Raw genomic sequence first — 11,675 nt, forward strand, 5'->3', positions numbered from 1 at the left:
GTGACCATGGAGCCGTGACCACCCCAGCCACCCGCGCCGCCCCGCTCGCGCGCCGCCGGTCCGGCCGGCTGCTCGCGGGTGTCGCCGGCGGCGTCGCCGACCACCTCGGCGTCAACGTGCTCTGGGTGCGGGTCGCCTTCGTCGTGCTCGCCGCGACCAACGGCGCCGGGGTGATCGCCTACGGCCTGCTGTGGGTCTTCGTGCGGCAGGAGGCCGCGGACGTCACCCGCCAGGTCTCCGTCAAGGAGCGGCAGCAGGCGATGGGGCTCGCGGCGCTCGGGCTGGGCATCGGCCTGGCCGGGGCGGCGCTGCAGAACCAGGTCGTCGGCTGGATCGTCGGGCCGCTCGGCGTGGCGGCGCTCGGCGCGGCCGTCGTCTGGCGCGAGGCGGACGAGGCGCAGCGGCGGCGGTGGACGAGCGGCGCCCGCAGCGGGTTCCTCGGCGGAGGGCGCACCGCCGTGCTGCGGGTGATCGCCGGCGGGGTCTTCGTGGCCGCCGGCATCACGGTGTTCCTGCTCGGCAACCTCGATCTCGGCCAGCTGCAGTTCGGTGTGCTCGCCGTGCTCGCCACACTGGTCGGCGTCGCGGTGCTCACGGTGCCCTGGTGGGTGCGGCTCGCCCGCGACTTCGGTGAGGAGCGCCGGCAGCGGATCGTCACGGCGGAGCGGGCGGAGATCGCCGCGCACCTGCACGACTCGGTGCTCCAGACCCTCGCCCTGATCCAGAAGCAGTCGCACGACCCGCGCGAGGTGCAGCGCCTGGCCCGCGGGCAGGAGCGCGAGCTGCGGCACTGGCTGTACGGACCGTCGGGCTACGGGCGCGGTGGCGAGCGGCCCGGGCCGCCGGGGGAGACCCTCGGGTCGGCGCTGCAGGCCGTGGCCGCCGAGGTGGAGGACACCTACGCGATCACGGTCAACCCCGTCATCGTCGGCGACCACCCGCTCGACGGCGCGGACGGCGACCTGCGCGCCCTGGTCCTGGCCGCCCGCGAGGCGATGGTCAACGCGGCCAAGCACGCCGGGGTGGACGAGGTGAGCGTGTACGCCGAGGTGGAGACGGACCCGGAGGACGGCGCGGAGGAGGGCACGGAGGTGCACGTCTTCGTTCGGGACCGCGGCAAGGGCTTCGACCCCGACGCCGTGCCCGAGGACCGGCACGGGCTCGCCGACTCGGTGCACGCCAGGATGGGCAGGCACGGCGGCACGGTCCGGCTGCGCAGTGCGGCGGGCGAGGGCACCGAGGTGCACCTGCAGATGACGATCCGGGCCCAGCGGGAGGACGCGTGAGCGAGCCAGCGGTGACCGAGCCGATCAAGGTCTTCCTGGTCGACGACCACGGCCTCTTCCGGGCCGGGGTCCGCGCCGAGCTGGAGCGCGGGGCGGCGGGCGATCCGCCCATCGTGGTGGCGGGCGAGGCGGGGTCGGTCGACGAGGCCGTCGCCGGCATCGGGCACCTCAAGCCGGACGTGGTCCTGCTCGACGTGCACATGCCCGACGGCGGCGGCGCGGCCGTGCTCGCCCGGGTGCGGCCTGCGCAGCCGGAGGTCGTGTTCCTCGCGCTCAGCGTCTCCGACGCCGCGGAGGACGTCATCGCCGTGATCCGGGCCGGGGCCCGCGGATACGTCACCAAGACGATCTCCGCACGTGAGCTGGGCGACGCGGTGCGCCGGGTGCGGGCCGGCGACGCCGTGTTCTCGCCCCGCCTCGCCGGCTTCGTGCTCGACGCCTTCTCGGACCGCCCCGGCGCCGCCCCGGCCGTCGACCCCGAGCTCGACCTGCTCACCCGGCGCGAGCGGGACGTGCTGCGGCTCCTCGCCCGCGGCTACGCGTACAAGGAGATCGCCGGCGAGCTGTTCATCTCGGTGAAGACGGTCGAGACGCACGTGTCGAGCGTGCTGCGCAAGACCCAGCTGTCGAACCGCTACGAGCTGTCCCGCTGGGCCTCGGACCGCCGGCTGGTGTGAAGGCTGGGACCGCACCGCGGCGTCGCTCGGATCGCCGGTCGGGGTGAGCGTCGGCGGTGGTGTCGTCGCGTCGTGTGGTTCGCGGGTCGGGGTGAGCGTCGGCGGTGGTGTCGTCGCGTCGTGTGGTTCGCGGGTCGGGGTGAGGGCCGTCGGTCGAGGGGTCGAGGTATCGGCCGTCGGTCGGGGTGGGGCCGTCACGGTGGGGCCGTCACGGTGGGGCGTCGCAGTGGGTCGGGGTGGGGCGACGGTGCGGGTGGGGCGGGGCGGTGGCGCGGACCCGGGCACGGTCTTCCATGCGTATTTGCAGTGCTCGCGGATCCGCGTGCGGCGGGAGCGGCACGCCTGAGCATGCGCGGAGGTGGCTGTTCGGCTCGCGAGCAGGGCAGCGGGGTCGCGGGGAGGGATGCGTCGACGATCTTCGCGCCGTGACCGTCACGCCCCTGAGGTTCATCGCGCCGGCCGTGGGTGTGCCTGGCGCACCTTTGCAATGCTCGCGGATCCGCGTGCGTGCGAGGGGAGCCGGCTCGGCGCTGATGCAGGCGGATCCGCGGGCATTGCACGTGCCGTCAGGAGCGAGCGGGCGGGAACCCGTTGCAGGCGGATCCGCGAGCAGTGCAAAGGTCGCCGAAGGGGAGACCGAGCGGGGACTTGTTGCGGGCGGATCCGCGGGCACTGTACGTGCCGTCAGGAGGGGCCTTGCCGGAACCGCTGCGGGCGGGCCCGCGGCGCTGCAAGTGCCATCAGGAGGGGCCGGGCCGGGACCCGTTGCGGGCGGATCCGCGAGCGTTGCAAAGGTCGCCGGAAGGGATCGGGCGGGGACCCGGTGCAGGCGGACCCGCGGGCATTGCACGTGCCGTCAGAAGGGGCCGAGCCGGGACCCGTTGCAGGCGGATCCGCGAGCAGTGCAAAGGTCGCCGGAAGGGATCGGGCCGGGACCTGGTGCAGGCCGATCCGCGAGCAGTGCAAAGGTCGCCGGGAGGGGCACCCGGGCGGCGGGATCGGGATCAAATGAGGAAGGCCCGCTCCGTGTCGCGGAGCGGGCCCTCGATCGCGGAAGACCTACTAACCGCCGAGCAGTCCGCCGACGGCCTTGGTCGTCCCCTCGAGCCCGCCCGTGACCGTCCTCGCCGCGTCGCCGGCGCCCTCGGAGGTCTCGCGGAGCAGCGAACCGGAGCCGCCCGAGCTGCCGGAGTCCCCGGAACCGGAGTCCGAGCTGCGGGAGCCGGAGGACGAGCCCGAGCCGGCGGAGCCGGAGTCCGAGCTGCGCGTGCCGGTGGAGCCGGAGTCCGAGCTGCGCGTGCCGGAGGACCGCGAGTCGGACCCGCTGGAGTCGTCCGAGCCGGAGTCGGCTGCCGCCTGCGACCCACCGGAGCGCGAGCCGCTCGCACCGGAGCCGCCCGAGTCGCGGGAGCCGCCCGAGTCGGATGCCGACGAACCGGATCCGGACCCGCCGCCGAGCAGGCCGCCGACCGCCTCCTGCACCGGGGCGGCGACGCCGCCGACGGTGTCCACCACGTCCCGCACCGGAGCCGGGGCGGCGCTCGTCGCGGTCTCGGCCGCCCGCGTGACCGGGGTGAGCTTCGCCGTCTCCTCGACCGCCGAGCCGGCTCGCACACCCTGCGCCCCGGGCGTCGGAGCAGCCGAAGCGCCCTGCGTGGCCGCCGACGTGTCGAGCAGGCCGGTGACCGGCGCAGCCGCCTTGAGCAGGGGATCGGTGACCGGGGCCGTCGCCTTCAGCAGCGGCGCGGTGAGCGGGGCCGCCGCGGACAGCACGGGGGTGGTGACCGGCTCGAGGACGTCCGCGAGAGGCGTCACGGCGGGCTTCAGGGCGCCCGTCACGGGGGCGACGACATTCTTCGTCACCGGCGCGACGACGTCCTCGACGACCGGCGTGCTGAGCGGTCCGACCGCCGCGGCGAGCGGTGCGACGGCCGGCGCCGCCGCCGCGGAGACGGCGCCGCCGACCGCACCGACCGTCCCGGTCGCGACCCGCGCGACGGGCTGCACCACCGGGGTCGCGGCTCCGACCACCTGCTGGGCGGTCTGGTGGACCGGCTCGAGCACAGGCGCCGCGGCCCGACCCACGTTCTCGACGGCGCCGGTGACGCCGCGGGTCACGGGGGCCAGCGGGGCGGCCGCCGAGTCGACACCCCGCACGACCCCGCCGACGGACTCGGTCACCGGGCGGACCACACCGCCGCCGACCGCCGAGGTCACCGGCTTCGCGACGCCGCCGCCGACGGCGTCGGTCACCGGGGTGAGCACCTGGCCGACGGGCCGGGTGACCCCGCCGGCGGCCCCGCCGACCGCGCCGCCCACGCCGCCGACGGCGTCGCCCACGATGCTGCCGCCGCCCGAACCGCCCGAACCGCCCGAACCGCCCGAGCCGCCCGAGCCGTTGCCGCCTGACCCGCTGCCGCCGGTGGACCCGCCGCCGGACGTCCCGCCACCGGTCGTGCCGCCACCGCCGAAGATCGGGTCGAGGATGTTCGGGGCCGGCGTGGACACGCCGCCCGTCCCGCCGGTGGCGGGCGCGACACCCGCGCCGGTGCCGCCGACGGTGCCGGCGCCTACCGCGCCGGCACCGACCGTGCCGACCGGTACCGGCCCGACGAACGCCGCCGCGCCGGTACCGGTCGCGCGGGCGTCGGCGGCGGGTGCGCCGCCGAGGGCGGCTGCGGTGGCGGGGTCGACCAGCGCCGACGGGAACGCGACCGTCGTCCACGAGGTCGGTGCGGCCTGACCCGCGTCGAGCCCGCCGACGCCGTCGACCAGGGCGCCCTGGATCCCGTCCCGCAACGACGTGCCGGGGAAGCTGCCGTCCGCGGCGGCCTGCGCCTCGGAGCTGTGGTTCGAGGTCTCGGTGAGGATCGCCGCGGCCAGCACCGAGCCCGTGGCGACGAGCGCGCCCGCGGCGACGGCGGCGCGGCGGGCGCCGGGGTGGCTGCGCCGGCCGAGCTGAGCGGGACGCGGCTGGATGGGCCGGTCCAGCGCGTGTGGAGCGCGGCCCTCACGGCGCAGGAGCGCGCCGACGGAAATGATCTGGCTGGGCCGCGGGTCACCGGGATCGGGCAGCGCGTGCCCGCCCGTGGGGGCGTCGTCGCCCGGGGCCTCGTCGAGGTCGTCGAGGCCGTCGAAGTCCTCGACGTGGGGGACGGCGTCGTGGACGTCCTCGAGCTCGGCCCGCAGGAGCGGGGCGTCCGTCTCGTCGAGGAGGTCCTCGTGCGCGGGCCGCGGGGTGGGGATCCGGGGCAGCGGCCGACGGTCGGCGTCGTGCTCGGCGGGACCCTGCCCGGTCGGCGCGGCCGCCCCGGTCGCCGCGGCGGGCGCGGTGGTCGCGTCGCCGGTGCGCTGGGCGGGGACGCCGCGGCGCAGCAGCTCCGCCACCGTGACGGGGTTCTCCGGCGGCAGCGGGTTGCCGACGCGGTGCTCGAACGTGGCCACGACCGGCCGACCTCCTCAAGGGGCGCGGGGAGCGACCCGGACAGGTCTACCGGAGTCACGCACTGTTCACCAAGTGTCATTCGCCCGCTCGTCGCGGGTCCTGCGTTCGGGTGAACTCCGCTCGCCGAAGGAGGGCTACCGCTGACCGTGCGCCGACCGGTACGCGTGGTCGGACCTTGCCGAATCTCCGCAGCTCGAACGGCATGAAGGCGGTTGTCAGCACCTGCTCACCGGGCGTGACGAGGTGGCCGATGGTCGTGACGTAGCGTCATGTCACGACTCGGACACAGTCGGTGCCCGGTCCCCTCAGCGGGAGGTCGGGTACTTCGCGCGCTCCTGCTGCAGGCCGCGGTAGCCCACGACGCCACCGCCGGCCGCGAGCAGCATGCCGATGACGTCCGCCGTGAGGCTCGGGCCGCTCGTGATGAGCAGGCCGAGCAGCGCGACGCCGGTGGCGCCGGCCGCGACCGGGAGCCGGGTGCGGGTGTAGGCGGCGATCTCGGCGCCCGCCGCGCCCTTCTTCTTGGCGGCGTTGTTCAGCATCGCGACGTAGCCGACGTGGCCGAGAGCGGCCAGCAGCCCGACGAGCGCGATCAGCGAGAAGACGATCCCCATGGACACCACAGTGCCACGGCCGCCCATGTCCGTGCGGGGGATTCGCCCGGCGGCGACGCGCTCCTCAGCATCGCCTCAGCGCGGCCCGGTCCTCGTCGTCTGGCAGGCGCCGGCAGGGGTGCCGCGGGGCAGGCGCCGCAGGGGTGCGGCACCCTGCTCGCCGGGTCGCCGGGGACCCTGTCCTCAGCGCGCGCCGAGCCGCCCGCGCCCGAGACGCAGCAGCAGCATCGCGAGCTCGCGACCCTCCGCGCCGAGCTCGCGGAAGCGGTGCAGCACCGTCATCTCGCGGCTGTAGACGATGCGCGGCCCGCCGGCCGCCATCCGTGCGGAGCCGATCCGCCGCGAGACCTCGGTGCGCCGCTTGACCAGGCGCAGGATCTCGGCGTCGAGATGGTCGATCTCCTTGCGCAGCTCGGTGATCTCGGCGTCGGTCGGGACGTCGGTGGAGACCTCGGCGGTGTGGTCGTCGGTCACGGACATCGGTCTACTCCTCACGGGGGGCGTCCACCGACCCCGGACAGAACGAAGCCCCGGGTCCGTGGACTCCGGGGCGTCGGGTCTGCTGCGTCAGCGGGCGACGGGTGCCGGAATCCGGTACCCGTAGAAAAATCGTCCCGTCGACGCGGTGCGGTGCACGCGGACAGTCTGCCACACGGCGCGCGGTCCCTGCGCCGATTCCGGTTCCGTCGGGGGACGGCGGTACCGTGTTCGACACGATGAGCGCTCTGTTCGAACTTCCCGCCCAGGCTCCCACGGAGCCGAAGACGAAGCGCGGCGCCGCACTGCTGGAGGGCCTCAACCCCAAGCAGCGCGAGGCCGTCACGCACGCGGGGAGCCCGCTGCTCATCGTCGCGGGCGCCGGTTCGGGGAAGACGAGGGTGCTCACGCACCGGATCGGCTGGCTGCTCGCCGAGCGGAGCGTGCACCCCGGCGAGATCATGGCGATCACCTTCACCAACAAGGCCGCCGCCGAGATGAAGGAGCGGGTCGACGGGCTGGTCGGCCGCCGCTCCCAGGCGATGTGGGTGTCGACCTTCCACTCCATGTGCGTGCGGATCCTGCGCCGCGAGGCGAAGCACCTCGGCGTGCGCAGCGCCTTCTCGGTGTACGACGCGGACGACACGCGCCGCCTGATCGGGATCGTCGCGCGGGACCAGGAGCTGGACCCGAAGAAGTTCGCCGCCCGGTCGCTGGCCGCGCAGATCTCGAACCTCAAGAACGAGCTGATCACCGCCGAGGACTTCGCCCAGCGCGCGGGCAACGAGCACGAGCGCCGGGTCGCCCAGGTCTACGCGACCTACCAGGAGCGGCTGCGCCAGGCGAACGCGTTCGACTTCGACGACCTGATCATGGAGACGGTCGCGCTGCTGCAGCGCATGCCGGCTGTCGCCGAGTACTACCGGCGCCGGTTCCGGCACGTGCTGGTCGACGAGTACCAGGACACCAACCACGCCCAGTACGTGCTGGTCCGCGAGCTTGTCGCCCCTGCGACCCCGGGCGCGGTGCCGGCCGAGCTCTGCGTGGTCGGCGACTCGGACCAGTCGATCTACGCGTTCCGCGGCGCCAACATCCGCAACATCGTGGAGTTCGAGCAGGACTTCCCGAACGCGACCACGGTCCTGCTCGAGCAGAACTACCGCTCCACGCAGACCATCCTGTCCGCGGCCAACTCGGTCATCGCGCGGAACCCCAAGCGCCGCGACAAGCGGCTGTGGTCGGAGCAGGGCGACGGCGAGAAGATCGTCGGCTACGTCGCCGACAACGAGCACGACGAGGCGAGCTTCGTCGGGCAGGAGATCGACCGGCTCGTCGACTCCGGCGAGTTCCGCAACTCGGACATCGCGGTCTTCTACCGGACCAACGCGCAGTCCCGCGTGTTCGAGGACGTGTTCCTGCGGATCGGGCTGCCGTACAAGGTCGTCGGCGGCGTGCGGTTCTACGAGCGCCGCGAGATCCGGGATGCGCTGGCCTACCTGCGCGTGCTGTCCAACCCCGAGGACACGGTCAGCCTGCGCCGGATCCTCAACGTGCCCAAGCGCGGCATCGGGGACCGGGCCGAGGGCCTGGTCGCGGACTACGCCGAGCGGCACCGGATCTCGTTCAGCCAGGCCCTGCGGGTCGCCGCGGAGGAGCCGGAGAAGCTCCCCGAGCTCGCCACGAGGAGCCAGCGCAACATCGCGGGCTTCCAGCGGATGCTGGACGAGCTGCGCGAGGGCGTCGAGCGCGGGGACGAGACCGCCGAGATCCTCGAGAACGTCTACGGTCGCACCGGCTACACCGAGGCCCTGGAGGCCAGCGAGGACCCGCAGGACGGGACCCGGCTGGAGAACCTCGCCGAGCTCGTCACGGTCGCGCGCGAGTTCGCCGGGGACGCGGCGGTCGCGGACCTGGACGACTCGGACGTCGAGGTCGGCGCGCCGGAGCCCGGGTCGCTGGCCGCGTTCCTGGAGCGGGTCGCCCTGGTCGCCGACGCGGACTCCATCCCGGACGACGACCAGGGCATGGTCACCCTGATGACCCTGCACACGGCGAAGGGCCTGGAGTTCCCGGTGGTGTTCCTCACCGGCTGGGAGGACGGGATCTTCCCGCACATGCGCACCCTCGGGGACCCGGACGAGATGGCGGAGGAGCGCCGGCTCGCCTACGTCGGGATCACCCGCGCCCAGCACCGGCTCTACCTGTCCCGGGCGATCGTCCGGTCCGCGTTCGGACAGCCCAGCACCAACCCGGCGTCGCGGTTCCTCGACGAGGTGCCGGCCGAGCTCGTCGACTGGGCGCGCTCCGAGCCGGAGCGGCCGTCGGCGCCGGTGGGGCGGTTCGGGTTCGGCCGCCGGTCCACCGCCACCGACCGCGGGGACTGGAAGGTCCCGCAGCGCACCCTGAACTCCGAGCTGAGCCTCGACGTCGGCGACCGGGTCAACCACGACAAGTACGGGCTGGGCACGGTCGTCGCCTCGGACGGAGTGGGGCCGCGCGCCACGGTGACCATCGACTTCGGCAGCGCCGGCACTGTCCGGCTCATGCTGATCGGCGGCGTCCCGATGCAGAAGCTGTGACCGGCCGGGACCTCTGACGGGCTCCCCCGCGTCAGTCGGGGGAGTTCGCCCCGTCGCCCGTGAGCCGCAGGCCCATGGCCTGCAGGATCGGGAGCGGGTTCATCTTGTTCCTCGCCGCGTCCCAGATCTCGAAGTGCAGGTGCGGACCGGTGGACTGGCCGCGGTTGCCGACCTCGGCGATCTCCTCGCCCGCCGACACCGCCTGCCCCACGCTCACCAGCGAACGGTTGATGTGGCCGTACACGGTGCGGGTGCCGTCGGCGTGCCGCAGCACCACCCACATCCCGAAGCCGCTGGCCGGGCCGGACTCCTCCACGACGCCGTCGGTGAAGGCGAAGATCGGCGTGCCGATCGGGGCGGCGAGGTCGATGCCGTAGTGCGTGACGCCCCAACGGGCACCGAACCCGGAGGTGAACCGGCCACTGGTGGGCAGGACGTAGGCCTCGCCGTGCTCCAGCACCGCCTGCGGCGCGCCGCCGGAGAGCGCGGCCTTCATCTGGCGCGCGGTCGCGGCGATCCGGTTGCCGATGTCGACGGCCTTGGTGAGGCTCGCGACGTCCAGCTCGGACTTCTCGTCGAGCACCGGCAGCGCCTGCGGCGACGAGCCGGTCAGCTGGTCGGCACCGATCGCCCGGGTGGTCGGCGTGCTCGATCCGGCCGGGGCCGCGGCCGGCGCGGCGCTCTCGTCCGCGACCGGCAGCATCGCGTTGGCCGCGAGCTTCTCGTAGGGGTCCGCGGCCACGGCGGGGCCGGCGAGGGCCGTGAGCACCGTCTGCCCGGCGGCGACCAGCGCACCGCCCGCACAGGCGGCGACGGTCGCGCGCACGCGCAGCGGCACGGCGGGCGGCGCCGGAAGCCGGTGTCCCGCGCGCACCGTCGCGCGGGGGGTCGCGACGTGCTCGGGGACCGGTCGGGCGCCGCGTGGGGAGCGGTGGCGCAAGACCTGCCCTTCTCTTCGCGCCGTGCCGCCCGAGCGCGTCGGCGTGGGTTCGGGGAAACCCTTCGGCGCCGTTCGGGGTCGGCGCCGCGCCGTCGTGATCGCTCCGTGACACGGACGGATCGAACCTAGCGGGCCGCTCCCGCCACGTCCAACCCGACCCCCGGGTGCGCACCAGGGTGCCGCCGATCGGACGATCCCAGGTCGGGAGGTAGGCGCAGAACGCTCACCCTGCGTCGCGGCGGACGGCCTCGCGGCGCCGCCGGCGCTGACGGAAAGGGTGGATCGGTTGCTCTCCGCGACGGGCGAGTCCGGTGACGACGGCGTGCACGGTGCGCGGGTCGACGGGCAGGGCGAGGTGCCCGACGTCGTCGAGCTCCAGTTCCGAGACGTCGAGGTCGGGGTGGCGCAGCCGGGCGTTGCGCTGCGGGACGACCATCTGGTCCATCCGGCTCCAGACCGCGAGGAACCGGGTCGTGCAGCCCGGGGCGGGCGCGGCGAGCTCGGCCATGACCTCGGAGCCGGGCCGCAGCTGCCGGGCGAGCGGGGTGGGCAGCAGGTAGGCGGTGTTGCTGCCGGCGTGCGGGCTGCCCAGCGTGACGAGCGTGTCGACGAACTCCGAGCCGCCCAGGCGCTGCACGTAGTACCGCGCGATCACCCCGCCCAGCGAGTGCCCCACGATGTGCACCCGGTCGGCCCCGTGGGCCTCGCGGAGCCGCTCGACGTGCTCGCCGACCGCGCGGGCGGCGCTGCGCAGGTCGTCCGTGAGGATGCTGTAGTTGATCGCGTGCACCGCGCCGAAGCCGCGCCTGTGCAGGGCGCGCCGGAACACGGTGAACACCGACCGGTTGTCCATGATCCCGTGGATCAGCAGGACCGGCGTGCCGGCCGCCTCGACGTCGCCGCACACGAAGCTGCGCTGGACCGGATCCAGGTCGTCCGTGCGGTAGAGGTTCCGCGGCCGGATCGTCTCGCCCGCGAGTCCGACGGGATAGAGCAGGACGTGCGCGGCGAGCCAGGCGCTCTCCAGTACCAGCCCCCGCAGCCCGGCCGGGGAGGTGAAGGTCCGCGCGGCGTACCCGGCGGCCTCCCCGGCGTCGACCAGCGTGCGGCCCATGACGGAGCGTGCACCGTCGGCCGTCCTGGCCAGGCGGTGCAGTCCCTCCCGGACCGTCACCATGAGCAGACGATAAGTGGGATTCCGGAGATCCGCCGGGTTACGCGACGGAAATATCCGAACGGCCGCGTGACGACCTACCCCACCGGCGAGGCGGTCGGACGGAGCAGTGCGGCGCGGCGACCGGTCCAGTCCGCGGGACGAACCTGGCCGGAGCGTCGTCGGGGACGGACGCCTGCTGGTCGCCCCGGGTGACCCGGGTCCCGAACGCCACGTGGCGCTCACGCACCGTCATCGCGCCGAGGGGAACGGAACCACCCGGCTGCCGCGCCCTCCGGTCGAGGGAAGGTGCAGGCCGCCGGACGACACGTTGGTCACACACGGCGGCGGGCCCGGGTCCGATCCGCCAGGCACGGCGCGTTCCCGGGAGGTTTACGAGGGCCCCGGTGAGGCAGCTCACCTGGGCGGACGTCATGGAGGAGCAGGGGCGTCGCTAGGGTCCAACGTCGGAGTAGGTCTCTACGTGCGGGCACCTCGCAGGGC

Annotated in this window: 8 protein-coding genes; 3 read left to right on the forward strand and 5 right to left on the reverse strand. The window is 74.5% G+C overall.

Translation table 11 applies throughout. The features are described 5' to 3' along the window. Nucleotides 1-14 precede the first annotated feature (14 nt). Both ABD990_RS29970 and ABD990_RS29975 read left to right on the forward strand, forming a co-directional pair. A complete protein-coding gene (locus tag ABD990_RS29970; RefSeq protein WP_345384143.1) occupies nucleotides 15-1,286 on the forward strand; it encodes a PspC domain-containing protein in 1,272 nt (423 codons plus the stop codon). Further along, complete coding sequence (locus ABD990_RS29975) at nucleotides 1,283-1,963, forward strand: response regulator (protein WP_345384144.1); 681 nt, start codon at nucleotides 1,283-1,285, stop codon at nucleotides 1,961-1,963. The genes ABD990_RS29970 and ABD990_RS29975 overlap by 4 nt, the downstream gene beginning before the upstream one ends. A 1,062-nt stretch (nucleotides 1,964-3,025) precedes the next feature. Here ABD990_RS29975 and ABD990_RS29980 read toward each other — a convergent pair. The 3 genes from ABD990_RS29980 to ABD990_RS29990 all read right to left on the reverse strand — a co-directional run bounded on the left by ABD990_RS29980 (nucleotide 3,026) and on the right by ABD990_RS29990 (nucleotide 6,502). Then, entirely contained in the window at nucleotides 3,026-5,407 is a 2,382-nt protein-coding gene (locus ABD990_RS29980; RefSeq protein WP_345384145.1) for a hypothetical protein, read from the reverse strand. 306 nt (nucleotides 5,408-5,713) lie between these two features. Further along, entirely contained in the window at nucleotides 5,714-6,022 is a 309-nt protein-coding gene (locus tag ABD990_RS29985; protein WP_345384146.1) for a hypothetical protein, read from the reverse strand. A gap of 183 nt (nucleotides 6,023-6,205) precedes the next feature. Further along, on the reverse strand, nucleotides 6,206-6,502 hold the full coding sequence (locus ABD990_RS29990) for a chorismate mutase (protein WP_345384147.1): 297 nt from the start codon (nucleotides 6,500-6,502) through the stop codon (nucleotides 6,206-6,208). Nucleotides 6,503-6,738: 236 nt separating this feature from the next. Here ABD990_RS29990 and pcrA point away from each other — a divergent pair, with 236 nt between their 5' ends. After that, nucleotides 6,739-9,078, forward strand: a complete 2,340-nt coding sequence (pcrA, locus tag ABD990_RS29995; protein ID WP_345384148.1) for a DNA helicase PcrA — start codon at nucleotides 6,739-6,741, stop codon at nucleotides 9,076-9,078. A 31-nt stretch (nucleotides 9,079-9,109) separates the two neighbouring features. Here pcrA and ABD990_RS30000 read toward each other — a convergent pair whose 3' ends face one another. Together ABD990_RS30000 and ABD990_RS30005 are read right to left on the reverse strand one after the other, a co-directional pair. After that, on the reverse strand, nucleotides 9,110-9,904 hold the full coding sequence (locus ABD990_RS30000) for a M23 family metallopeptidase (RefSeq protein ID WP_345384149.1): 795 nt from the start codon (nucleotides 9,902-9,904) through the stop codon (nucleotides 9,110-9,112). A gap of 337 nt (nucleotides 9,905-10,241) precedes the next feature. Beyond that, on the reverse strand, nucleotides 10,242-11,195 hold the full coding sequence (locus ABD990_RS30005) for an esterase/lipase family protein (protein WP_345384150.1): 954 nt from the start codon (nucleotides 11,193-11,195) through the stop codon (nucleotides 10,242-10,244). Nucleotides 11,196-11,675 lie beyond the last annotated feature (480 nt).

Source organism: Pseudonocardia yuanmonensis, assembly GCF_039542425.1.
GTDB classification, from domain to species: domain Bacteria; phylum Actinomycetota; class Actinomycetes; order Mycobacteriales; family Pseudonocardiaceae; genus Pseudonocardia; species Pseudonocardia yuanmonensis.